Source organism: Candidatus Pseudothioglobus sp. Uisw_016, from assembly GCF_048087635.1.
In the GTDB taxonomy this organism is placed as follows: Bacteria; Pseudomonadota; Gammaproteobacteria; order PS1; family Pseudothioglobaceae; genus Pseudothioglobus.
In genome coordinates, this window is sequence record NZ_CP159806.1 from 1,087,633 (window position 1) to 1,110,978 (window position 23,346).

Genomic DNA, 23,346 nt, shown 5'->3' on the forward strand with positions numbered 1-23,346 from the left:
ATTAATACTCAATGAGAACAGGCAAATTTAGTACATTCGAGAAAAAAAATTAGGGGATAATTCAACTGTTTTATGGATTTTGGTAAGTTTTATCTCAAGCGTACCTATTGGGTATGTTTTAAATAAAGCTTATTACGTTAAACCATAAAACACTTTTTATTTTATTGGAGTAACGCAATGGACATGAATATAGTTCAAAAAAGTTTTACGTTTGGCAATAGTCAAATCACATTTGAAACAGGAAGAATCGCACGACAATCTCATGGAGCTGTTTTAGCTAGCATGGATGATACACAAGTACTAGTTAGCGTTGTGGGAGCAAAAGAAGCTAAACCAGGCCAATCTTTTTTTCCATTATCCGTAGATTATATTGAAAAGACTTATGCAGCAGGAAAAATTCCTGGTGGCTTTCTTAAAAGAGAAGGGCGTCCAAGTGAAAAAGAGACATTAACTTCTCGCCTAATCGACCGCCCTATTCGTCCATTATTTCCAAATGGCTACATGAATGAAGTTCAAGTTATGATTCAGGTTATTTCTGCAAATAAAAATGTAGATCCTGATATTTTAGCAATGCTTGGAACTTCTGCAGCATTGGCAATTGCTGGGGTTCCTTTTAAAGGGCCTATTGGTGCTGCACGCGTTGGTTACAAAGATGGAAGCTACATTATTAACCCAACATATACTGATCTTAAGACTTCAGAACTTGATATGGTTGTTGCTGGAACCAAAGATGCTGTATTAATGGTTGAATCTGAGGCAAGTGAACTTTCAGAGGACGTAATGCTTGCAGCTGTTATGTTTGCACATGAGCAATTTCAAGTAGTAATTGATAGTGTTGCTGAATTTGCAAAAGAGGTAGGAGTTTCTCCTCGCGAATGGGAAGCACCAGCTGAGGATGAATCTCTAATGTCTTCTATTAAATCTAAATTCGAAAGTAAAATTTCTGAAGCTTATCAGACTGTTGACAAGATGGAGCGTTATGAAAAAATGGGTGAAGTTAAAGACGCTGCCCTTGAAGAATTTATAACTGATGCTGATGATTCACCTAGCTCTGATGACGTTAAAAACTATATTAAAAAAATTGAAAAATCAACTGTTAGAGAGCGTATCTTAAAAGGTGAACCAAGAATCGATGGAAGAGATAGCTCGACTGTTCGTGAACTTGCAATCGAAACAGGCGTATTAGAAAATACCCATGGTTCCGCACTTTTTACGCGTGGTGAAACTCAAGCCCTTGTTGTTACAACTCTTGGCTCTAAAAGAGATGGACAGCTTATTGAAAAACTTGAATCAAATGATCGTATAGAAGATCACTTCATGCTTCATTACAACTTCCCTCCATACTGTGTAGGTGAGACAGGTCGAGTAATGGGCGTTAAACGTCGTGAAATTGGTCATGGTCGATTGGCTCGAAGAGGAATTGCAGCTTGCCTTCCAAGTATTGAAGAGTTTCCATATACTATCCGTATCGTTTCAGAAATAACTGAGTCTAACGGCTCTAGTTCAATGGCAAGTGTCTGTGGCTCTTCTCTGTCACTTATGGACGCAGGTGTTCCAATTAAAGCGCCAGTTGCAGGTATTGCGATGGGTCTTGTTAAAGATGAAGATCGCTTTACAGTATTAACTGATATTCTTGGTGATGAAGATCACCTTGGTGATATGGACTTTAAAGTTGCTGGAACAGCAAAAGGAATAAATGCACTTCAAATGGATATTAAGATTGATGGTATCACTGAAGACATTATGTCAATTGCACTTAAGCAAGCCAAAGAAGCAAGACTTAATATTCTTGGTCAAATGAACCAAGTTATTTCTGAGCCTAATGCTGCATCAAAAAATGCTCCTAAGACTAAAGTTATTAAAATCCCTACTGACAAGATTCGTGATGTAATTGGTAAGGGTGGCGAGACTATCAGGGGTATTGTAGCTCAATCAGGTGCTAGCGTAGATGTTGATGACGAAGGAAATGTTAATGTTTTTGCAAATGATACTGAAAGCTTTGAAAAAGCAGTTCAGATGGTTAAAGATGTCACTGCAGTTCCTGAATTAAATAAAGTGTATATGGGCAAGGTAGCAAAAATAGTCGAATTTGGCGCTTTTGTTACAATCATGCCTAATCAGGATGGGCTTCTTCATGTATCTGAAATTGCACATGAAAGAGTTGAAAAAGTTGAAGATCACCTTAAGGAAGGTCAAGAAATTGAAGTTAAAGTTCTTGGGATAGACCGAGGAAGAATTAAACTTTCTAGAAAGGCTTTAATTGATAAGTAATTAAATAAAGCCACCGAAAGGTGGCTTTTTTATTGAATATAATAAATTATGTCAGATAATAAACTCGTAGAACTAGAAGAAAAAATATCATATCTTCAAAATATGCTCGATGAACTTAATATGGTTATTTTCCGTCAAGGTGAAAAAATTGAAAAACTCACTAATCAAATTAAAGAAACTAATGAAAAGATAATTAATCAATCTCAATCACAACCTGAACAATCTGAAGTGACTGATGATAAGCCACCACATTATTAACTTGAATTAGATTACCTTAAAAGAGAGAATTTTAGAGCTTATTAAGGGAGAATATGAAAGCAATGAGTTTTCTAGCTACTAAACAATAGCCTGATTTCGCCTCATCATGATTATAAGGGCTAAACCATTAAGCCCCCATACCAAGCTTAAGAGATACATATTAAAGGTCAATCCAATATATTCAGCTAAATAACCAACCAATGCTGGCCCAAAAATAAAGCCAGCAAATCCCATAGTTATAAGATTAGCAACAGTTAAAGATATAGGCTCATCTGTCAGCCTGATAGCTTGCCTAAGAATAATTGCTATAAAGTTGGCTGTTCCAAAACCGAATAGTATCATTCCAAAAATAATGACATAAAAATTTGACGTCAATATTGATAGGAAAAGTATTATGCCTGCAATAATACTTAAATAACCACCAACTAATTTTTCGCTATATTTATTAATCATTTTTGAGGCGATTAGTCTTGCAGAAATCTCACCAACATTAAAGGCCACTATAACGGCTCCTCCTAAGAAAAGAGGTACTAATAAATCTTTTGTTAACCATAAAGCAGACCAATCAAGAATTATGCCCATAGTTGCATAATTCATCATCATTAAAAAACCAAAAATTAGTATTGATTTTTTTGGAAATTTAAATCTTGGTGTTTTCTTTAAATCTTCAAATGTTTTTGAGAGTCCAAACTTAAATACTATTAGTGCTCCTAAAACAAGCATTGATCCAGATATAGAAAAAATTAAACTTACACTTTCAATGTACTTGATTGTAAAGAATGCAGTAATAGCTCCGATTAATGAGCCAAAGCTAAATGCTGCGTGGTATAAAGGAGTAATGACTCTAGAAGTCTTTTCTTCAATCATTGATATTTGTGACTGCGCAGAAGGACTAAAAAAACCTACAAAAAAACCAAATGGTACAAAAGCCAATAAAAACCAGAAGTAATTTGGTGATAGTATTAATAGTAATGGAAGGTACGAAATACCAAGTAAACCAATCGTAATGGCATTTTTAGTGCCAATTTTTGGAACAATTAATCTCCCTGATGTTTGGTTACCTATTAAATTTGCAATACCGAAAACCAGAAGGCCAATACCAATTTCCGCCTCAGTTATTTGAAGCCTTTCAGCGTTCCAAGGAATATAAACAAAATATAATCCAATCTGAAAGAGTACTAAGAAGGCGCTAAGAAAGACAGTATAAATACCATTATTATATTTAGCACTCTCAGTCATATCAATGCTCAAATTCCTTCTTGGGCTTAAGTGTATTTTGATTGATTAAAACTCCCTTCCAGCCATTACTAACGAATCTGCGAATGTTTAAATGGGAATTATGATTTTCTGGCTCATCAATAACAGATTGATAATGTTCACCAAAACATCTTAACGTTTCTGATTCAGAAAGAGAATGCATCAAGCCAAAACAGAAAACCTTTGCAGAGGCTTGATTTTCTTCTTTTGAGTTAACAAGATCACTATTTGTAAAAGCGACATTTAAAAACTCATATTCTTGATCAATGAGATTAGTAAAATCAGAAAAATTCATCTTAACTCCTGACCTAAGTTGCTCGAGATACTCTTTGGTATTCAACGTTTTTTATGTATACATTGGGTTTGACTTATTAACATCAATATTAAGTTTTTTAATGGCACTTTTAATTATTTTTGAATCCAGCAAGCCATCATCAACAAGCGCCTTTAATGTTACAAAAACAATATAATTTGCATTCACCTCAAAAAAATATCTAAGCTCTTTACGAGAATCTGACCTACCAAATCCATCTGTACCTAATACCTCATAATGAAGAGGTATATGCTTACGAACCTGCTCTGCATAATTTCTCATATAGTCTGTAGCAGCAATTACTGGGCCAGAAGATTTGCTTAAGCACTGAGTTATGTATGGAACCTTCTTATTTTTACTTGTACTAAACAAATTTTCACGGTCAATTTTTTGAGCCTCTCTTGTAATCTCATTAAAACTAGTAACACTCCAAATATGAGACATAACGCCCCAGTCTTTTGAGAGCATATCAGCTGCTTTTTCAACTTCTCTAAGAATAGCGCCACTTCCTAATAATTGAACTTCAATTTTGCATTTTCCTACTACTTTTAATGGATACATTCCCTTAATAATTCCTTCTTCAGCGCCTTTAGGAATTGCGGGATGTACATAGTTCTCATTCATAAGTGTTATATAATAAAAAACACTTTCCATATTCTCATACATACGGCGCATGCCTTCACGCAGAATAACTGCTAATTCATACGCATAAGTTGGATCATAGGAAACACAATTTGGAATAGTATTGGCAACAATCAATGAATCCCCATCTTGATGCTGAAGACCTTCACCAGCAAGCGTAGTTCTTCCAGCAGTACCACCCATCAAAAAACCCTTGGCTTGCATATCTCCAGCAGCCCAAGCAAGATCACCAACCCTTTGAAAACCAAACTTTGAATAATAAATATAAAAAGGAATCATTGTGACATTATGAGAAGCATAAGATGTTGCAGCAGCAATCCAGTCAGAAATTGCTCCAGCTTCATTGATGCCTTCTTGAAGCACCTGGCCTTTAATATCTTCTTTATACCACATAACTTTATCAGAGTCTTCTGGCTCATAGAGCTGACCAGAGGAAGAATAAATGCCCATTTGCCTAAAAAGACCCTCCATTCCAAAAGTTCTCGCCTCATCAGGAACAATGGGAACAACTCTTGGACCAATCTCTTTATCTCGTATTAATAGTGATAGGAAGCGCACAAATGCCATTGTGCTTGATATTTCCTTTTCATCAGTAGATTTTAGTAGAGGATCAAAAACGTTTAATTCTGGTATTTTAAAGGTCTCCAGCTCAAAACTTCTAACAGGTAGATATCCGCCCAAAGCTTCACGCCTCTCTCTAAGATATTTTAGTTCCTCACTATCTTCAGCAGGCTTATAAAAATTGAGCTCTTCTGCATCTTTTTTAGTAACAGGGATATCAAATCTCTGAGCAACACGAACTAGTGCATCAACACCTAATTTCTTCTGGCTGTGGGTAGTGTTTTGTCCTTCACCAGCCTCTCCCATTCCGTATCCTTTGACTGTTTTTGCCAAAATAACTGTAGGCTGTCCCTTATGCTCTTTAGCTGATTTGTAAGCTTGAAAAACCTTATTTGGATCGTGGCCACCTCGAGTAAGCCCAAAAATTTCATCATCAGACATATGCTCAACAAGTTTAAGAGTTTCAGGATACTTTCCAAAAAAATGCTTACGAACATAAGCGCCATCTTTTGCTTTATAGGCCTGATATTCCCCATCTACAACTTCTTCCATTCTTTGCCTCAAAAGGCCCGAAGTATCATTGGCGATTAATTTATCCCAACCCCTACCCCAAATAACTTTAATTACATTCCAGCCAGCGCCTCGAAACATTCCTTCAAGCTCTTGAATGATCTTACCATTGCCTCGAACAGGTCCATCTAAACGCTGAAGATTACAATTAATAACAAAAATAAGATTATCCAGCTTTTCTCTACCTGCTAAAGATATGGCGCCAAGAGACTCAGGCTCGTCTGTTTCACCATCTCCTATGTAGGCCCAAACGGTTCTTTTATCCGTTTTAATAATTTCTCGATGCTGAAGGTATTTCATAAAACGCGCTTGAAATATCGCCATTATTGGCCCTAGTCCCATAGATACTGTTGGAAACTGCCAAAAATTTGGCATTAACCATGGATGGGGATAGGATGATAATCCTTCTTGGTTAGCCTCCTGCCTAAAGTTAAGCATTTGCTTTTCAGTAATTCTACCTTCTAGAAAGGCTCTTGAATATATACCAGGTGCAATATGGCCTTGGAAAAATATTAGATCTGCTCCCTGGTCTAAATTCCCACCTCTATAGAAATGATTGAAACCAACTTCATACAGTGTGGCGCTAGATGCAAATGATGCAATATGGCCACCAAGCTCAGAAGAGACTTGATTTGCTTTAACGACCATGATCATTGCATTCCATCGTATGATCGATTTAATTCGATGCTCAATATCATGCTTAACAACAAGTTCAGTTTCTTTTTCTACTGGAATTGAATTTAAATAAGCAGTATTAACCCCTTGTGGTAAATTCATCCCATCTTCATGGGCCATATCCATTAATTTTTGCAGGATATACTTAGCTCTATCTTGCCCTTCAACCCTGGCAACAGATCTAAAAGCTTCTAGCCATTCAATAGTTTCTTGCGGATCAATATCTTTTTGAGACATAAAATTTGATTTAATTTAATTCAACAGAAAAGGTTTGAAATTCAACTTTTGTGGATATTATCCCTAAAAAGTTAACTCAAAATCACCTTAATAAAGTGCAGTTTAAGCTTAAAGAAAAGTCTTTATAGATATTGAGAAAAAAGCGATTAGCTAGCATTATCAATAAATCTTTTTATTTTGTTCCTTTAAAAGTCTTCTATCGATTTCTAAAATAAAAATTTGTTAAAATGACTGCAACTTTAATCTTTACAAATATTTTAATGAATATTCCAACTTCAATCTTCAAAGCCTACGATATAAGAGGTATTGTTGAAACTGAACTAACACCAGAAATTGTCAAATTGATAGGCAAGGCTGTTGGTAGCGAATCTATTGAAAAAGGTGAAAGAGGTGTTGTTGTAGGAAGAGATGGACGCTTAACGGGACCAGAATTATCAGATGCATTGATTTCAGGCCTTCTTGAGAGTGGCTGTCACGTGGTGAATATAGGTATGGTCCCATCTCCAGTTGTGTATTTTGCAACTTACACCAAAGGAGCAACATCAGGCGTTATGATTACTGGGTCGCACAACCCTGCAGAATATAACGGATTAAAAATTATGGTCGCAGGCGAAACTCTTTCAGCTGAAAGAATTCAAGACCTACTTAAAAGAATTAATGAGAACAATTTTTCTTCTGGTTCTGGAACCTCAACTTCTATAAATATCGATCAAAACTATATAGACACGATTAAGTCAGATATCAAAATTGAGAAAGATCTCAAAATTGTAATTGATTGTGGCAATGGCGTAGCAGGTAACATTGCTCCTCAATTGTTTGAAGCATTAGGCGTTAAAGTTACCAAACTCTTTTGTTTAGTTGATGGCAGGTTTCCAAACCACCACCCAGATCCCTCTAAACCCGAAAATTTACAAGATTTAATCCAAGAAGTTAAAGATACTAACTCTGACTTAGGCCTTGCTTTTGATGGAGATGGAGATAGGTTAGGATTGGTTGACAACAAAGGTCAAATCATTTGGGCTGATCAGCAAATGATGCTTTACTCTAAGGATGTATTAAGTAGAAATAAAGGTGCAAAAATTATTTTTGATGTGAAGTGCTCTTCACTTCTGCCTAAATTTATTTCTGAAAATGGAGGTGAACCAATTATGTCCAGAACCGGGCACAGTTTTATTAAACAAAAACTTACAGAAACTAAAGCAGAGCTAGCTGGAGAAATGTCAGGACATATATTCTTTAAGGAGCGCTGGTATGGATTTGATGATGCTCTTTATACTGGTGCAAGGTTATTAGAAATTATCTCTAAGAGCAATAAGTCATGTTTTGAAATTTTTGATGAAATGCCAGTAAACCTAAGTACCCCTGAAATTAATATTAACTTTGAGAAGCATGGTCAGCAATTTGAAGCAATGAATAAATTATCAGCGGACATTAATTTTCCCAATGCCACTATTATTACTATTGATGGCGTTAGAGTCGACTACGAAAATTGTTGGGGGCTAGTCAGGGCTTCCAATACAACCCCTTGCTTAGTTTTACGTTTTGAAGCTAATGACAATAAATCGCTAAATGAAATAAAGACAAAGTTTGCTGAATGGCTTAAATCAAATGGTATTTCTGCAGATTCTTTATAGTTGAAAAATTTAAAAAATAAGGTATAAAATACACTTTTTTATCTTTGCAAGACAACATTCTTTTAAAAAGTAATAATACTTAAAACTTGGAGCAACCCCCAATGGATGGACATGTCAACTTTACCCTTTCAGACCGCTTAAGAAAATCCCCATATTACGAGGCTACTCTTAAAGCAGGAGCTAAAACTTTCACGTTATACAATCATATGATTATGCCCACTTCTTATGAAGGTGCAGAGGCTGACTACTGGAATTTAATGAATAACGTCACAATGTGGGATGTTGCTGCTGAGAGGCAAGTTGAAATAATTGGTGGTGATGCGTATAAGTTTGTTGAATATATTACTTCTAGAGATCTCTCAAAACTCCAAATTGGTCAAGGAAAATATGCCCTTATTACTGATGAAAATGGTGGAATTATAAATGATCCAATAATATTAAAATTGGCTGAAAATCATTTTTGGCTTTCGATTGCTGATAGTGATGTTTTACTATGGACTCGTGGACTTGTCTGTGGACTTGGCTGGGATGTTCAGATTAGTGAGCCAGATGTATCTCCCCTTGCTATCCAAGGACCTAACCACTTGCCATTAATGATTGATTTGTTTGGTGACTGGGTTAAAGATATCAAGTATTTCTTTTTTAAAGAAGTTGAGTTAGAAGGCATTCCTCTCATTGTCCAAAAATCAGGGTGGAGTAAGCAAGGTGGTTTTGAGCTCTATCTTCGTGATGGCTCTAAAGGCCAAAAGCTCTGGGATATTGTTGCTATTGCAGGTAAAAAATATGACATTAAGCCTGGGACTCCAAACAATATTGAAAGGGTTGAGTCGGGTCTTTTTTCATGGGGTAATGACATGGATATAAATAGCAACCCCCTAGAGCTTCCTTTAGCTAATTTTTGTCAGCTCGATAAAGAAGCTGATTACTTAAGTAGAAATGCACTCCATAAAATACGCTCTGAAGGCATCACTAAAAAACTAGTTGGCCTTGTTGTTGAGGGTGATGCATTTATTGGTGGCTGTGCTAGCCCATGGCAAGTTAAAAGTGGCAACAAAATATGTGGAAAGGTTACTAGTGCTGCATATTCACCAAGACTAAAAATTAATATGGCTATGGCCACTCTTGACAAAGGCTTCAATGATATAGACTCAGAAGTAGAAGTAGAAACGCCTTGGGGTAAAAGACTAGGGAAGGTTTCACCAATTCCCTTTAACTAAATGAACTTATGGAATTAACTGTCTGGCTTGGGCTATTAGCATCTGCACTTTTTATTAGTATATCCCCTGGCCCTGGAGCAATTTTTTCAATAAGTCAGGGCACGCAATATGGCCTGAAGAGATCTATAATTTCAGTAATTGGCCTGCAACTTGGATTAATGAGTCAAATTATATTTCTGCTGCTAGGACTAGGAGTATTAATTGATCAGTTTCCAAGTATTTTTTCAATAATTAAAATGCTGGGAATGCTTTACTTAATTGCACTAGGAATTATTCAATGGCTTAAAAAAATTGAACAGATATCTACTTCTAAAGCCTACCTAGACAAAGCTTTTAACCCTTTGAGTTCTCTTCTAAAGGGTTTTTTTGTGAACATAACAAACATCAAAGGCACCGTTTTTTTTCTTGCATTAATACCACTTTTTGTCGATTTAACTGCCCTTAAAATTTCTACTTGTTTAATTTTAACTGCAACATTAATTAGTGTTGATTTAATTGTAATGATTGGCTACGTCATGCTTGCTGAAATATCAAAATCATTTCTGTCGGACCCAAAAAAAATATTATGGCAAAATAGAGTTACTGGTTCCACATTAATTCTTATTGGTTTAATAATGGGTACGTCTTAACTAGATTTTTATGAGTGTCTTTCATTTAGCATATACAGTGACTGATCTAGAGTCTACAAGAAGATTCTATGGGAGTCTTTTAGGGTGTCTTGAGGGAAGAAGCTCAGAAACCTGGGTAGATTTCAATTTTTTTGGAAACCAACTCTCGCTTCATGTTGGTGAGGTAATAAAAAGTAGTAATTCTAGCTCAAGCGTAGAAGGTGTTTCAGTTCCTATGCCTCACTTTGGTTGTGTACTAGATTGGGATACCTTTTATAATTTAGCCCATAAACTGCAATCAAAATCTGTTAAATTTATTATTACTCCTAATGTGAGGTTTTTAGGCCAACCTGGTGAGCAGGCAACAATGTTTTTTGAGGACTATTCAGGTAACTCTATCGAACTCAAAGCCTACAAAAATTTAACAGAAGTGTTTAGCAAATAACTACGCCAAAGGTTTATAAATGTTAGAAGTATTGAGTATTGAGACAATAATAACTTTTATTACTGCATCTGTAGTTCTAAGCCTAGTTCCTGGGCCTGACAATCTATTTGTTATGAGTAATTCAGCTTTAAGGGGATGGAAAATTGGACTCTATACTACACTTGGTCTTTGCACAGGGCTCATAGGACACACAATCTTAGTTGCGATTGGTGTAAGTGTTGTTTTTCAAACAAGTGCAATTGCCTTCAATGGACTGAAAATTATTGGCGCTTTTTACCTTGTGTATCTTGCATGGCTCTCGATTCAAAATAAAGAGTTAAACTTAGGGAAAGCCTCCCAAAATAGTTCAAATAAATCATACTATTTAACGGGTGTTGTTATGAACTTAACCAACCCAAAAGTAGCAATCTTTTTTTTGGTCTTTTTGCCTCAGTTTGTAAATTCCAATAATAATGTCTCATCTCAGATATTTCTCCTTGGATTACTATTCATTTTTAGTGCATTTTTTGTTTTCACATCAATTGCCTATTTATCTAGCTTCCTTGAAGGAACTTTAAAAAAATCAAAAACTATAAATAAAAATCTTAACCTTGTTGCAGCTTTAATATATATTGCTCTAGCGGTTAATCTTTTTTTTGTTCACTTATAGGTCATTATGAAAAATATTTCTGCAATTACAACTAGCTATAAATCTAATCATAAAGAAATATGTGAAGTCAGATTTAAAGTTTTCGTTGATGAGCAAAATGTCCCTGAAGAGCTTGAAATAGATGGGCTTGATGATGACGCTACTCATATACTCATATTATTAGATGACAAGGCAATAGGAACAGGAAGAATTTTGTCTGATGGGCATATAGGAAGGGTAGCTGTTTTAAAACAATTTCGAGGCAAGGGTGTTGGTAAATTAATTATGAAAATGCTCATTGAGTGGGCTCAAGAAAATCAATTAAAAAGCTTATGGCTTTCGTCTCAGTGGCATGCTCGTGGATTTTATATTGATCTTAGCTTTACTTGTACTGGTGAAAAGTATGAAGAGGCTGGCATTGATCATATAAAAATGACAAGAAAGCTTTAGTTGTGAGGGTTTTCATGCTTCAGTTTTCACCAAATACTGCGTTATTATTCACCAAAATAATCATTGTCTCTACCATCATTGAAGTCTCTAGATAGAAACCTTCCAAGTCTAATAATAGACCAGAAAAAAGCAAAGTACCCAATTAGTTTTATAACTAAATAGATATCCTTAGAAAAAAAACCAACAATTATTACAATTAATGAAAGTAAGATAAGTTTTTTCATAAGAACAGTTTATTGAAAGTTGTCTCTGCCACACTTCCAGCAAAAATCAAAAGTTTGATCATTGATCTCATTACAATCCCCACACTTCCAAGTAATTAAGCTTATTTCAGTGTCAATTGACTCAATAACTTTTTTAGCCTCTTCTAGCTCACTATCTTTTAAAAGCCAGACCTCCGGCCAAGTGTCGAAGGGGGCTAAACCACCAGATGCACTCGATGCAAACTCGTTATTAAGAACGACCTCATAACCGTTATTAATTAAAACGTTTTTAACATTCATCACCATTATTCGATTTTCATTCGTATACAAGAGTTTCATTTGAGTGCAAAAATCAGATAAATAAAGCTGCTAACCCAAGGAAGGCTACAAACCCAATGACATCAGTAATAGTTGTGAGAATAACCCCTCCAGCCAAAGCAGGATCTATCTTTAACTTAGTAAGTGCCAAAGGTAAAAATGCACCAGAAAAAGCAGCAACAAGTAAATTGGTAATTATTGCAAGCGCTATGACTAAGCTCAGCAGTAAGTCAGAAAACCAGTAGTAAGTAATTAGGCCAATAACGACAGACCACATTATGCCATTGAGGCCACTTACTGCAACTTCTTTGTTTATTAAAGTTTTGATGTTAGCTGAGGTTACCCTTCCCGTTGCAATTCCTCGAGTAACTATTATCAGCGTTTGAGTGCCTGCAATACCGCCCATACTAGCAACTACTGGCATTAATATTGCTAAAGCAATTTTTTGCTGCAAGGTGGCTTCAAAAAGACCGATAAAGTAGACCGCAATAAATGCCGTAATTAGATTAACTCCTAGCCAGACACTTCGGCGCTTTGAGCTTTGGAAAATAGGGGCAAAGACATCCTCATCCTCGTCCAAACCAACCATGGACATCACAGAATGTTCAGCCTGATCACGAATTACATCAACCACATCATCAATTGTAATTCGCCCAACTAACTGATTATTCACATCAATCACGGGAGCTGAAATTAAATTTCTTTGTTCAAATAGTATAGCTACTTCAGATTCATCAGTATCAGCATTAATTGGTTTTGAAGCTTCATTGTTAGTCAATGATTCGACCATTTGCTCTGGCCCTTCAGTTAACAAGGTAGTAATAAGTAAGGAGCCTAAATAATTAAAGTCTCTATCAACAACAAAAATTTGGTCAGTGTCTACTGGCATCTCTTTCAATAGCCTTAAATATCTTATTACAGCTCTTATTGTGACATCAGGTCTGACAGTTATAAAGTCAGTATTCATTAATCCACCAGCAGAGTCTTCAGGGTAGCTCAGAATTTTGTTAAGGCGCTCTCGATGTTTAAAATCGAGTGTCAATAAAAGGCTATGAACAGCTGACTCAGGTAAGTTTGGGACAATATCTGCCAAGTCATCCGTATCTAATTTTTCAGTAGCCTTAACAAGATCGTCTACCGACATTTCGCCAATTAACTGGGACTGGACATCTTCATTAACCTCTTTTAAAACTTCGCCCTGGATTGAAATTTCAATCCCAGGCCAAATAACTGCCCGATCTTTTGGTTGAATGGCTTCTAAAAGTCTTGCTATTTCTCCAGGATGAAGTTCTTTGATTTGATATTTTGCCTCATCATGATTTGATGCTTCTAATGAAATCATTAAATTTTGAAGGCTTACTTCGAAATTAGTAAGTTCAACTTCAGCCATATTTATAATCCAATGGTTTAGACTGCATAACAAGCTTAACTTGTTATGCAGTTATTACATCGTATTATAATTTATATAAGCTAAGCTCTGTGGTTATGTAGTTTTTCTTTATGCTTAATTATTTGAGAATCAAGCTTATTAATTAGTTGATCAATAGAAACATACATATCTCTACTTTGGGCTTTTGCAAATAAATCAGCCCCACTAACATGAATAGTTGCTTCGGCTTTTTGAAGATCTTTTTGCACTTCTAAAATCATGTTAACATTCATAACATTATCAAAGTGATGCTTTATTTTTGTGAGTTTATCACTCGTATGTTGCCTGATAGAAGATGTAATATCAAGATGATGACCAGAAAGGTTAAGTTGCATTTTTACTCCTTAGATTAATGAAATAAAATTGTGTTTTCTTGCAACTATATTGTGTCATAAATTGATCATACTATTGGACTTTTTTATCTTTTTTATTGAGCAAATTACAGAAAGTATGAGTGAAGAAATTAGGATATAATAAATCTTTTGAGTTTTACTGAATATTGAAATGTTATCTGAATCACGCCGAATAAAACCTTATATTTCTCGAAGATCTTGTCTTCAAGTTTATTTATTAATGGTGGCTAATTTGCCTTAATCTGGCAAATAACTTAGATTCAAAAGCCCCATTATGGGGCTTTTTTTATTTATTAACTGGAATTTTTTTATGTCAAACTTAATGTCTAACTATTACCCACTCGAGGTTACCTTTGTAAAAGGGAGTGGCTGTTGGTTAACTGATACATCTGGATATGAATACCTTGATGCACTCTCAGGCATTGGCGTAGTGAACCTTGGCCACTCTCATCCAGCAATTACAAAGAGTATAGTCAATCAGTCAAAAAAACTACTTCACACCTCAAATGTTTACCGCATTGCAAACCAAGAAAAACTGGCAACACGTCTATGTCAACTTGCTAATATGGACAAAGCCTTCTTTTCAAACTCTGGAGCTGAAGCGAATGAAGCTGCCATTAAAATTGCTAGGCTGTATGCACGCTCTAAAAATATTCATAATCCAATTGTTTTAACTGCAAATAAAGGTTTTCATGGAAGAACAATGGCAACTCTTTCTGCAACAGGTCAAAGCAAAGTTCAAGAGGGTTTTGCTCCACTAATGAGTGAGTTTGTTCATGTTGACTTTGATGACATTGATGCTATTAATAAATATAGTAAAAATAAAGATGTAGTTGCTGTCATGCTTGAACCTGTCCAAGGAGAGGCTGGAGTTATAATTCCTCAATCAGATTACTTAAATAAAGTCCAAATACTTTGTGAACAAAATGAATGGCTCTATATTCTTGATGAAGTTCAGGCAGGAATGGGAAGAACAGGAAGGCTTTTTGCTCACCAGCACAACAAAATTACTCCTGACATTCTCTGCCTTGCAAAAGGCTTAGGTAACGGCGTTCCAATTGGAGCTTGCCTAGCCAAAGGTAAAGCTGCTGAGATGCTAACTCCAGGAACTCATGGCTCAACCTTTGGAGGTAACCCACTAGTAACGGGCGTAGCTTCAAGTGTTCTTGACGTCTTTGAGAATGACTTAATTCTTGATAACGTAATGAAAATGAGTCAATATTTTGAGTCAGAATTTAAGTCGAAAATAATGAGTTATAGTGTGGTAAAGGAGCTAAGGATCAAAGGACTGATGATTGGTATTGGACTTGATGAAAATATTATTGATTGTAGCAAGCTTACTCAAAAGGCTTTAGAAGACAAGCTATTAATAAACATCACCGGTAATTCTATTAGAATGTTGCCGCCACTAATAATATCTAAAAAAGAAATTGATATCTTGATCAAAAAAATTATAAAACTAATTACTATTTAGGAATAACTATGCCAAATAATTTCATCAACTTTGACCAATTCTCTCAAAATGTTTTACAAGGAATTATAGATCGAGCTATCTCGCTTAAAAAAGAGCATAAGTCTGGACTTATAAATGAAACCCTTAAAAACAAAACTTTAGCAATGATTTTTGATAAATCCTCTACCCGAACTAGGGTTTCATTTGAAGCAGGAATGACCCAGCTTGGTGGTCAGTCACTATTTCTCTCTGAGAAAGATATACAACTAGGAAGAGGAGAGCCAATTACTGACAGCGCTATAGTTATTAGCTCAATGGTTGATGCAATAATGCTGAGAATGTCCTCACATGAAGATATAGTTGAGTTTTCAAAAAATTCTAGTAAGCCAGTTATTAACGCTCTTTCAGACGAATCTCATCCTTGCCAAATACTTGCCGACCTAATGACTTATCAAGAACATAGAGGCTCAATCAAAGGTAAAAAAATAGCATGGATTGGGGACGGCTGCAATGTGTGTCAAACATATATGCAAGCTGCAGCAATATTTGACTTTGACCTTTCTATTGCAACTCCACCTGGTTATGGACCATCTGATGAGTTTATTGAAAAATATAAAAAAAATATCAGTTATTTTAAAAATCCTAAAGATGCTTGCAGAGATGCTGACATTATTGTTACTGATGTTTGGACTAGTATGGGACAAGAATTAGAAATAAAACAGCGAGAAGAGGCGTTTAAACGCTTTCAAGTTGATCAAAAATTGATGAGTCAGGCTAAAGATGATGCAATATTTATGCACTGCCTTCCAGCCTATAGAGGCAAAGAGGTAAGTGCAGAGGTGATTGATGGAGAGCAGAGTGTAGTATGGAGTGAAGCTGAAAATCGACTACATGTTCAGAAATCATTATTACTGTATCTGATTAAAGACTAATCTAGTTGAGATAGTTTTAATTTAGCTTCTTGATAAAACTTAACACCTCTTTCAATCTTTTCTCGACCCTTTGAGATTCTCCAATTATTAGTATCTCTCAGAGAGTAGACGCATCCACAATATTCCTGCTGATAGAAGTTTTCTTTTTTGGATAACTCAAGCATCCTAGAAGATCCTCCTTGTTTGCGCCAATTAAAATCCCAATAGGGAACATTGTGTGGCTCAGAAGATCTGGCACCTGAGTCATTAATTTGCTTCATGTCTTTCCAGCGAGAAATTCCAAGTGTCGAAGAAATAATATCAAAATTATTTTCAGAAGCATATTTAGCTGTTTTTTGAAATCTCATATCAAAACAAGTAGAACACCTCTCTCCTCTTTCTGGTTCATTCTCTTGGCCTTTTGTTCTCGAAAACCACTCATCACGATCATAATCTGCATCAATAATTGGCATCCCAAGTTTTTTTGCAAAGCGAATATTTTCTTCTTTTCTAAGCTCATACTCCTCAAAGGGATGAATATTTGGATTATAGAAAAAAATTGTTGTCTCAATTTCTGATGCGGCCAAAGCCTCCATAATCTCTCCAGCACAAGGAGCACAGCATGAGTGCATTAATAGTCTTTTTTCACCATTAGGAGTCTCTAGCTTGGGTCTCTTATATGAGTTAAGCGAATAGTCTATTTGAGACATTGTTTAACCTTTTTTAAAATCTCCCAAGATTCACGCTTAAGAGTTGGATTCTTTAAAATATCTCTTGGGTGATGCATTAAAAAAAGAGCTGACTTATTTGACTCATAAGAAGAGCCCATTACCATTACTACCTCTGATGGATTATTTTTTATATACTCATCAATAAGGTTTTTTTCAAGTGACACAAGCTGAGCACTCTTAATACTGAAACCGATGGATTCAAGCATTTTCATTAACAGGTTATGACTGTCGCCTTTTGAGCAAAATGAGTCTTGAGCCCCTACTTCAACAATTAAAAGCTTTATAGGCTGCTCAGGAGATTTGTTTAACTCAATTTTTGAATAGAGAAAATCTGGAATTCCTAAAGCTTCAAGATATTTATTTCTTAACTGCATAGTCAAATCTGTGGATGAGCTCTCTCAACATTTGTCATTACTTTGTTAAGAGCATTGACATATGCTTTAGCGGATGAAGTAATAATATCAGTATCAACCCCCTGTCCATTTACAATTTTTCCTTCATACTCCAAGCGAACATTGACCTCTCCAAGAGAGTCAGTTCCTTGAGTTACATTTGTTACAGAATACAATTGAAGCTTTGGATCAATATCAACTAATGAAAGTATTGCGTTAAACGTAGCATCAACAGCGCCAGATGTTTTAGCTGAAGCACTTTGCTCATTACCATTTATCAAAAGCGTTACATCTGCAGTATTCTCTTTCCCAGATTCAGCAGATACTTTGAGTGAAACTAAGTGAATTGATTCAGATGACTCAGTTTGGGCATCTGAAACCAAAGCCTGAAGATCTTCATCAAAAATATCATGCTTTTTATCGGCTAAGGTTTTAAATCTAGCAAAAGCATCATTTAGCTCCTCATCAGAATCAAAATCAATACCTAATTCTGTAAGTCTAGCTTTAAAAGCATTCCGGCCAGAATGTTTACCAAGTACTAATGAATTCTGATTCCATCCAACATCCTCTGCCCTCATGATTTCATAGGTTTCTCTATGCTTAAGGACTCCATCTTGATGAATTCCAGCTTCATGCGCAAAAGCATTAGCTCCAACAATAGCTTTGTTTGGTTGAACAACAAACCCAGTAATGGAAGATACTAATCTAGAGGCAGCAAGAATACCTGTAGCATCAATATTTGTATCTAGCCCAAATACATCCTGCCGAGTTCGAACAGCCATTACAACCTCTTCTAAAGAGGTATTCCCAGCTCTTTCTCCAAGCCCATTAATAGTGCATTCAATTTGTCTTGCGCCATTTAAAACTGCAGAAAGTGAGTTAGAAACTGCAAGACCTAAATCATTATGACAGTGTGCAGAGAAAATTGCCTTATCAGAATTTGGAATTCTCTCAATTAACTCTCTCATTGTTTCACCAAATTGATGAGGTATATTGTATCCAACTGTATCTGGAATATTAATTGTTGTTGCTCCAGCATTAATAGCTGACTCAATTATTCGGCAGAGAAAATCAATATCTGAACGACCAGCATCTTCCGGACTAAACTCAATATTATCAGTAAACTTTGTTGCTCTTTTAACAGAGCGAATTGCTTGAGTGACAACTTCATCAGGGGTCATTCTTAGCTTCATCTTCATATGAATATCAGAGGTTGCTATAAAAGTATGAATTCGAGCAGAATTTGCACCTTTAATTGACTCTCCTGCTCGATCAATATCTTTATCAAGAGCTCTTGCTAATGAACACACTGTTGAATCTTTCACGACTTTAGCAACTGCTTGAACAGCTTCAAAGTCACCTTGAGATGCAATTGCAAAACCAGCTTCAATAACATCAACTCTCATTTTTTCTAAACTTTTAGCGATACGAACTTTTTCATCCTTGGTCATAGATGCACCAGGTGATTGTTCTCCATCTCTAAGTGTTGTATCAAATATTATTAGTTTTTCGGACATTAATTGCTCCTTTTTATTTTACGAATTTTATCTTAAATTTTAGTGATAGACTTTCGTCTATTATGATTATTATTGCCTTACGGCAATAATCGCAACAAAGCAAAGAGCTCGCTTAGTGAGAGTAATGTGATTGAATTAATGTCCTTAATCATAAGTGAAGATTATAAAGCAACTTAAGTTGTCTTACTCTTTTTTTTCTCAATGCGCCTTTTATTAATGCCAATAATAGTAATAAATGGGCCTGAGAGCAAGTATAGAAAAAATCCAGTAAATAAAACAATATTAGGCTTATAAAGGAGCACAATTAAACTAAGAACAAGAGCCAAAAGAAAACGAAATGAAGCTTTCTTCGAATCCAATTCTTTAAAACTGTAATACCGAACATTACTAACCATAAGAAGTCCGCAAATAATTGTTATTACAGCGCCAAGATAGTACCCAATGTAACCTATTGAAATTACGTCCGAATCAAAGAAAGCAAATGCCCAAATTTTAAGCCATATCATTGTAGCTATTACGCCCGCAGCAGCTGGTGAAGGGAGCCCTTGAAAATAACGCTTATCGGCAGAACCTACTTGCGTATTAAACCTAGCGAGACGTAAAGCAGCGCAAGATAAATAAACAAAAGCTGCAAGCCAGCCAAATCTTCCTAAACCAGCAAAACCCCATAAATAAACCAGAAGAGCTGGAGCTAAGCCAAAAGAAACAAGATCAGCTAAAGAATCATACTCCGCACCAAAAGCACTTTGAGTATTTGTTAACCGCGCTACTCGCCCATCTAACGTGTCCCATAACATGGCAACCATTATTGACATTGCCGCCAATGTAAAGTCACCATTAATAGATGCAATAATAGAATAAAACCCAGCAAACATGCCAAACGTTGTTAAAATGCTTGGCAATAAGTAGATTCCTCTATTTCTTGGTTTTTTTTCTGTCATTGCTAATTAAAATAAAGCTGACAATATCAAAAATTTATTAGTTTTTAGTTTGATCTACTAATTTATTTTTTGCTATCCATGGCATCATTGAGCGTAAGCTCTCACCAACAGTTTCAATCTGGTGTTTGCGCTGAACATCTCGACGACCAGGTAAATCACCAACATTTTTAATAAACTCTTTAGCAAAAGCACCACTTTGTATTTCACTTAAAATTTTCTTCATTTCAGCTTTTGTTTCATCAGTTACTATTCTTGGACCTCTAGTAACATCACCATATTCAGCAGTATTTGAAATTGAGTAACGCATATTTGCAATACCACCCTCATACAATAAATCAACAATAAGCTTTAATTCATGAAGACACTCAAAATATGCCATTTCTGGCTCATATCCAGCTTCTACAAGTGTCTCAAATCCAGCCTGAACAAGGGAAGTAGTTCCTCCACATAAAACGACTTGCTCACCAAATAAATCTGTTTCAGTTTCTTCTCTAAAACTGGTTTCGAGTATTCCAGTTCTTCCGCCGCCAATTGCTGAAGCATATGAAAGAGCAATTTGCTTAGCATTACCTGTTGAATCCTGCTCAATTGCTATTAGATCTGGTATGCCTCCGCCTTTAACAAACTCAGAGCGAACAGTATGTCCAGGTGCTTTTGGAGCAATCATAATTACATCTAAGTCTTTTCTTGGAACAATCATATCAAAATGAATATTAAGGCCATGTGAAAAAGCTAAAGCAACCCCCTGTCTCAAGTTAGGCTCAATATTTTTTGAATAAATACTAGCTTGAAACTCATCTGGAGCCAATAACATAATAACATCTGCCCAAGCACTCGCCTCTTCAACAGACATAACGCCTAATCCCGCCTCTTTGGCTTTAGTAGCGGAAGATGAGCCTTCTCTAAGGCCAACAACAACTTCTACGCCAGAATCCTTTAGATTATTTGCTTGAGCATGGCCTTGAGAGCCATAGCCAATAACTGCAACTTTTTTACCTTGAATGATTGAAAGATCTGCGTCTTTATCGTAATATCTATTCATTTTTTTCCCTTAAATTTAAATTAATTTTTTTCCTCTGGAAATCCCAGTAACCCCAGTCCTTGAAATTTCAATAATGCTTGAAGGATCAAAAGCATCCAAAAACGCATTAATTTTCTTTGTCTTTCCTGAAACCTCTATGGTATAGACTTTATCTGAAACGTCAACAACCTTACAGCCAAAAATTTCTACCAATTCTTTTATATTAGCGCCCTCTTTTGAACTTGAAGAAATCTTGGCCAATAATAATTCTCGCTCCACATGATCCTGACTAGTCAAATCACTAACCTTAACTACTTCGATTAATTTATTAAGTTGCTTAACAATTTGTTCTAAAACTCTATCACTACCTGAAGAAACAATGGTCATCCTAGACAAACTTGGGTCATTTGTTATTGCCACAGTAAGAGACTCAATATTAAAGCCTCGTTGAGTAAAAAGACCAGCAACTCTTGAAAGTGCTCCAGCCTCATTTTCTAGTATCACTGAAATAATATGTCTCATAAACTATACCGCGTTAAAGTCAGTTTCATCTTTTGAAACCATTTCATCTCTTCCAGCAAGCAACATATCACTATGTCCTCCACCAGCAGGAATCATTGGAAATACATTTTCAGATGGGTCAGTCACAATATCAAGAAAAACTGTTCGTTCTTTTTGATTAAATGCTTCAATAAGTGCAGGTTTTAAATCTACTTCTTTTTCAACCCTTATTCCCATATGACCATAACTTTCTGCAAGCTTTACAAAGTCAGGTAAAGCATCCATATAAGACATTGCATAACGCTTTTCATAAAAAAACTCTTGCCACTGCCTCACCATTCCGAGATAGCCATTATTAAGATTAATTATTTTTACTGGCGTCGAATATTGAAGCATTGTTGAAAGCTCTTGAAGCATCATCTGAATACTACCATCACCTGTAACACATGCTACGTCTTTATCAGGCATTGCAAGTTTTGCGCCCATAGCTGCTGGAAGCCCAAAACCCATTGTTCCTAAACCACCTGAGTTAATCCATTGCCTAGGCTCATCGAATAAATAATACTGTGCAGCCCACATCTGATGTTGTCCAACATCTGAAGTAACAATTGCTTTTCCTTTGGTAACCTCATAGAGCATTTCAATTACTGTCTGAGGTTTAATAACTCCAGGGGATTTTTTATAAGCTAAGGAGTCAACCTTTCTCCATTCTTCAATTTGAGACCACCAATTAGAAATATCCTCAAGTTTTTTATCTTTCATCTGATCAATTAGAGCTTGAAGAACTTGCTTCGTTTGCCCCACAATTGGGATATCAGCTACAACATTCTTTGAAATTTGTGATGGATCAATATCAATATGAATAAATTTTGCAGTAGGACAAAATTTTTCTAAATTTCCTGTAATTCTGTCATCAAAACGAGAGCCAATAGCAACAACGCAGTCAGAACCATGCATTGCCATATTAGCTTCATAAGTACCATGCATTCCAAGCATTCCAAGAGACTGCTTGTCGGTCATTGGGTATGTACCTAAGCCCATAAGGGTTTGAGTAATTGGGAATCCAACCATACGCGTAAATTCACGAAGCTCTTTGGAGGCATTACCAATAATACATCCACCACCAGCGTAAAGAATAGGCCTTTTTGAGCTAGCTAGCATTTCTGCAGCCTTTTTGATTTGGCGATCACTCGCTTTAATAGTTGGCTTATATGAACGCATCTCAATAGTTGCAGGATATTCTTCAACTTCCATCTTAGCAATTGTTATGTCTTTAGGAATGTCTATTACAACAGGGCCAGGTCTTCCTGTAGTAGCAATATGAAAAGCTTTCTTAACAGTAGAAGCAATTTCACTAATGTCTCTAATAAGAAAATTATGTTTAACACATGAGCGAGTAATTCCAGTTGCATCAACTTCTTGAAAAGCATCCATTCCAATTAATGGTGAAGGGACTTGGCCAGAAATAACAACCATTGGTATAGAGTCCATATGAGCAGTAGCAATACCTGTTACAGCATTAGTAATTCCAGGGCCTGAGGTTACCAGAACAACACCAGGCTTACCATTAGATCTTGCATAGCCATCAGCACCATGAGCTGCACCTTGCTCATGCCTCACTAATATATGGCTAATCTTGTTTTGCGCCTCTAAGGCATCATATATATGAAGTACAGCTCCACCGGGGTAGCCAAAAACATACTCCACTTCTTCTTTCTGCAAACAATCTATAAGAATTTCAGCACCATTCAATTTCATTACTAATAACTGTAATTTAAAAGTTTTTGATTATACCCAAAGAATCAAAAGC

General features: G+C 35.9%; 24 protein-coding genes. 10 read left to right on the forward strand and 14 right to left on the reverse strand.

Translation table 11 applies throughout. The features are described 5' to 3' along the window. Positions 1-177 precede the first annotated feature (177 nt). Both pnp and ABXT69_RS05465 read left to right on the forward strand, forming a co-directional pair. Positions 178-2,271 carry a polyribonucleotide nucleotidyltransferase gene (gene pnp / locus ABXT69_RS05460; RefSeq protein WP_416677192.1) on the forward strand — a complete coding sequence of 698 codons (2,094 nt, stop codon included), beginning with the start codon at positions 178-180 and terminating at the stop codon, positions 2,269-2,271. 48 nt (positions 2,272-2,319) lie between these two features. Further along, positions 2,320-2,529, forward strand: coding sequence for a SlyX family protein (locus ABXT69_RS05465; RefSeq protein ID WP_416677194.1), 210 nt, complete (start codon positions 2,320-2,322; stop codon positions 2,527-2,529). Positions 2,530-2,607: 78 nt separating this feature from the next. On the opposite strand, the gene ABXT69_RS05470 is transcribed toward ABXT69_RS05465, so the two are convergent. From ABXT69_RS05470 to aceE, 3 genes are read right to left on the reverse strand one after another with little or no spacing between them, the layout of a single operon-like run. Then, entirely contained in the window at positions 2,608-3,768 is a 1,161-nt protein-coding gene (locus tag ABXT69_RS05470; protein ID WP_416677195.1) for an MFS transporter, read from the reverse strand. Position 3,769: 1 nt separating this feature from the next. Further along, a complete protein-coding gene (locus tag ABXT69_RS05475; protein WP_416677197.1) occupies positions 3,770-4,126 on the reverse strand; it encodes a HopJ type III effector protein in 357 nt (118 codons plus the stop codon). 6 nt (positions 4,127-4,132) lie between these two features. Next, the gene (gene aceE, locus ABXT69_RS05480; protein ID WP_416677198.1) at positions 4,133-6,784 is read right to left on the reverse strand and encodes a pyruvate dehydrogenase (acetyl-transferring), homodimeric type; all 2,652 of its coding nucleotides are present in this window, start codon (positions 6,782-6,784) and stop codon (positions 4,133-4,135) included. 260 nt (positions 6,785-7,044) lie between these two features. On the opposite strand from aceE, the gene ABXT69_RS05485 reads away from it, so the two are divergent. The 6 genes from ABXT69_RS05485 (at position 7,045) to ABXT69_RS05510 (ending at position 11,766) form a co-directional block, all read left to right on the forward strand. Next, a complete protein-coding gene (locus ABXT69_RS05485) occupies positions 7,045-8,418 on the forward strand; it encodes a phosphomannomutase/phosphoglucomutase (protein WP_416679563.1) in 1,374 nt (457 codons plus the stop codon). Between the two features lie 101 nt (positions 8,419-8,519). Beyond that, on the forward strand, positions 8,520-9,635 hold the full coding sequence (locus tag ABXT69_RS05490; protein WP_416677199.1) for a dimethylsulfoniopropionate demethylase: 1,116 nt from the start codon (positions 8,520-8,522) through the stop codon (positions 9,633-9,635). Between the two features lie 8 nt (positions 9,636-9,643). Next, positions 9,644-10,264 carry a LysE family translocator gene (locus ABXT69_RS05495; RefSeq protein ID WP_416677201.1) on the forward strand — a complete coding sequence of 207 codons (621 nt, stop codon included), beginning with the start codon at positions 9,644-9,646 and terminating at the stop codon, positions 10,262-10,264. A gap of 10 nt (positions 10,265-10,274) precedes the next feature. After that, the gene (locus tag ABXT69_RS05500) at positions 10,275-10,688 is read left to right on the forward strand and encodes a VOC family protein (RefSeq protein ID WP_271558649.1); all 414 of its coding nucleotides are present in this window, start codon (positions 10,275-10,277) and stop codon (positions 10,686-10,688) included. Positions 10,689-10,707: 19 nt separating this feature from the next. Then, complete coding sequence (locus tag ABXT69_RS05505) at positions 10,708-11,337, forward strand: LysE family translocator (RefSeq protein WP_271537580.1); 630 nt, start codon at positions 10,708-10,710, stop codon at positions 11,335-11,337. Positions 11,338-11,343: 6 nt separating this feature from the next. Continuing rightward, entirely contained in the window at positions 11,344-11,766 is a 423-nt protein-coding gene (locus tag ABXT69_RS05510) for a GNAT family N-acetyltransferase (protein ID WP_271537579.1), read from the forward strand. 44 nt (positions 11,767-11,810) lie between these two features. Here the strand turns inward: ABXT69_RS05510 and ABXT69_RS05515 are convergent, their stop codons facing one another. The 4 genes from ABXT69_RS05515 to hpf form a co-directional block, all read right to left on the reverse strand. Further along, positions 11,811-11,990: a hypothetical protein gene (locus ABXT69_RS05515; protein ID WP_271537578.1), complete on the reverse strand. Its 180-nt coding sequence runs from the start codon at positions 11,988-11,990 to the stop codon at positions 11,811-11,813. A gap of 9 nt (positions 11,991-11,999) precedes the next feature. Further along, on the reverse strand, positions 12,000-12,308 hold the full coding sequence (locus ABXT69_RS05520) for a DUF2007 domain-containing protein (RefSeq protein WP_271558645.1): 309 nt from the start codon (positions 12,306-12,308) through the stop codon (positions 12,000-12,002). 13 nt (positions 12,309-12,321) lie between these two features. Continuing rightward, complete coding sequence (gene mgtE / locus ABXT69_RS05525) at positions 12,322-13,677, reverse strand: magnesium transporter (RefSeq protein ID WP_416677202.1); 1,356 nt, start codon at positions 13,675-13,677, stop codon at positions 12,322-12,324. Between the two features lie 80 nt (positions 13,678-13,757). Then, positions 13,758-14,051 (reverse strand): ribosome hibernation-promoting factor, HPF/YfiA family, encoded by a 294-nt coding sequence (hpf, locus tag ABXT69_RS05530; RefSeq protein WP_416677203.1) that lies wholly within the window; start codon positions 14,049-14,051, stop codon positions 13,758-13,760. Positions 14,052-14,379: 328 nt separating this feature from the next. Between hpf and ABXT69_RS05535 the strand changes: the two genes are divergently transcribed. Together ABXT69_RS05535 and argF are read left to right on the forward strand one after the other, a co-directional pair. Beyond that, complete coding sequence (locus ABXT69_RS05535) at positions 14,380-15,543, forward strand: aspartate aminotransferase family protein (protein ID WP_416677205.1); 1,164 nt, start codon at positions 14,380-14,382, stop codon at positions 15,541-15,543. A gap of 8 nt (positions 15,544-15,551) precedes the next feature. Beyond that, the gene (gene argF / locus ABXT69_RS05540; protein ID WP_416677207.1) at positions 15,552-16,454 is read left to right on the forward strand and encodes an ornithine carbamoyltransferase; all 903 of its coding nucleotides are present in this window, start codon (positions 15,552-15,554) and stop codon (positions 16,452-16,454) included. Here argF and ABXT69_RS05545 read toward each other — a convergent pair. From ABXT69_RS05545 to ilvB, 7 genes are all read right to left on the reverse strand, one after another. Next, positions 16,451-17,143, reverse strand: coding sequence for an epoxyqueuosine reductase QueH (locus ABXT69_RS05545; RefSeq protein WP_416677209.1), 693 nt, complete (start codon positions 17,141-17,143; stop codon positions 16,451-16,453). The two genes, argF and ABXT69_RS05545, sit on opposite strands and share 4 nt — an antisense overlap. Further along, positions 17,131-17,538: a hypothetical protein gene (locus ABXT69_RS05550; protein ID WP_416677210.1), complete on the reverse strand. Its 408-nt coding sequence runs from the start codon at positions 17,536-17,538 to the stop codon at positions 17,131-17,133. Before ABXT69_RS05550 ends, ABXT69_RS05545 begins: the two co-directional genes overlap by 13 nt. A gap of 2 nt (positions 17,539-17,540) precedes the next feature. Then, positions 17,541-19,073, reverse strand: a complete 1,533-nt coding sequence (locus tag ABXT69_RS05555) for a 2-isopropylmalate synthase (RefSeq protein ID WP_416677211.1) — start codon at positions 19,071-19,073, stop codon at positions 17,541-17,543. A gap of 173 nt (positions 19,074-19,246) precedes the next feature. After that, positions 19,247-20,014, reverse strand: coding sequence for a CDP-diacylglycerol--serine O-phosphatidyltransferase (pssA, locus tag ABXT69_RS05560; protein ID WP_416677212.1), 768 nt, complete (start codon positions 20,012-20,014; stop codon positions 19,247-19,249). 37 nt (positions 20,015-20,051) lie between these two features. After that, positions 20,052-21,056, reverse strand: coding sequence for a ketol-acid reductoisomerase (ilvC, locus tag ABXT69_RS05565; RefSeq protein WP_416677214.1), 1,005 nt, complete (start codon positions 21,054-21,056; stop codon positions 20,052-20,054). A gap of 15 nt (positions 21,057-21,071) precedes the next feature. After that, complete coding sequence (gene ilvN / locus ABXT69_RS05570) at positions 21,072-21,557, reverse strand: acetolactate synthase small subunit (protein WP_416651009.1); 486 nt, start codon at positions 21,555-21,557, stop codon at positions 21,072-21,074. Positions 21,558-21,560: 3 nt separating this feature from the next. Further along, positions 21,561-23,294: a biosynthetic-type acetolactate synthase large subunit gene (gene ilvB / locus ABXT69_RS05575; RefSeq protein WP_416677216.1), complete on the reverse strand. Its 1,734-nt coding sequence runs from the start codon at positions 23,292-23,294 to the stop codon at positions 21,561-21,563. Between the last annotated feature and the right edge of the window lie 52 nt (positions 23,295-23,346).

Coding starts and splice junctions, on each gene's coding strand:
- pnp (WP_416677192.1), top strand. CDS start 178: ATGGACATGAATATAGTTCAAAAAAGTTTTACGTTTGGCAATAGTCAA.
- ABXT69_RS05465 (WP_416677194.1), top strand. CDS start 2,320: ATGTCAGATAATAAACTCGTAGAACTAGAAGAAAAAATATCATATCTT.
- ABXT69_RS05470 (WP_416677195.1), bottom strand. CDS start 3,768: ATGACTGAGAGTGCTAAATATAATAATGGTATTTATACTGTCTTTCTT.
- aceE (WP_416677198.1), bottom strand. CDS start 6,784: ATGTCTCAAAAAGATATTGATCCGCAAGAAACTATTGAATGGCTAGAA.
- ABXT69_RS05485 (WP_416679563.1), top strand. CDS start 7,045: ATGAATATTCCAACTTCAATCTTCAAAGCCTACGATATAAGAGGTATT.
- ABXT69_RS05490 (WP_416677199.1), top strand. CDS start 8,520: ATGGATGGACATGTCAACTTTACCCTTTCAGACCGCTTAAGAAAATCC.
- ABXT69_RS05495 (WP_416677201.1), top strand. CDS start 9,644: ATGGAATTAACTGTCTGGCTTGGGCTATTAGCATCTGCACTTTTTATT.
- ABXT69_RS05500 (WP_271558649.1), top strand. CDS start 10,275: ATGAGTGTCTTTCATTTAGCATATACAGTGACTGATCTAGAGTCTACA.
- ABXT69_RS05505 (WP_271537580.1), top strand. CDS start 10,708: ATGTTAGAAGTATTGAGTATTGAGACAATAATAACTTTTATTACTGCA.
- ABXT69_RS05510 (WP_271537579.1), top strand. CDS start 11,344: ATGAAAAATATTTCTGCAATTACAACTAGCTATAAATCTAATCATAAA.
- ABXT69_RS05515 (WP_271537578.1), bottom strand. CDS start 11,990: ATGAAAAAACTTATCTTACTTTCATTAATTGTAATAATTGTTGGTTTT.
- ABXT69_RS05520 (WP_271558645.1), bottom strand. CDS start 12,308: ATGAAACTCTTGTATACGAATGAAAATCGAATAATGGTGATGAATGTT.
- mgtE (WP_416677202.1), bottom strand. CDS start 13,677: ATGGCTGAAGTTGAACTTACTAATTTCGAAGTAAGCCTTCAAAATTTA.
- hpf (WP_416677203.1), bottom strand. CDS start 14,051: ATGCAACTTAACCTTTCTGGTCATCATCTTGATATTACATCTTCTATC.
- ABXT69_RS05535 (WP_416677205.1), top strand. CDS start 14,380: ATGTCAAACTTAATGTCTAACTATTACCCACTCGAGGTTACCTTTGTA.
- argF (WP_416677207.1), top strand. CDS start 15,552: ATGCCAAATAATTTCATCAACTTTGACCAATTCTCTCAAAATGTTTTA.
- ABXT69_RS05545 (WP_416677209.1), bottom strand. CDS start 17,143: ATGTCTCAAATAGACTATTCGCTTAACTCATATAAGAGACCCAAGCTA.
- ABXT69_RS05550 (WP_416677210.1), bottom strand. CDS start 17,538: ATGCAGTTAAGAAATAAATATCTTGAAGCTTTAGGAATTCCAGATTTT.
- ABXT69_RS05555 (WP_416677211.1), bottom strand. CDS start 19,073: ATGTCCGAAAAACTAATAATATTTGATACAACACTTAGAGATGGAGAA.
- pssA (WP_416677212.1), bottom strand. CDS start 20,014: ATGACAGAAAAAAAACCAAGAAATAGAGGAATCTACTTATTGCCAAGC.
- ilvC (WP_416677214.1), bottom strand. CDS start 21,056: ATGAATAGATATTACGATAAAGACGCAGATCTTTCAATCATTCAAGGT.
- ilvN (WP_416651009.1), bottom strand. CDS start 21,557: ATGAGACATATTATTTCAGTGATACTAGAAAATGAGGCTGGAGCACTT.
- ilvB (WP_416677216.1), bottom strand. CDS start 23,294: ATGAAATTGAATGGTGCTGAAATTCTTATAGATTGTTTGCAGAAAGAA.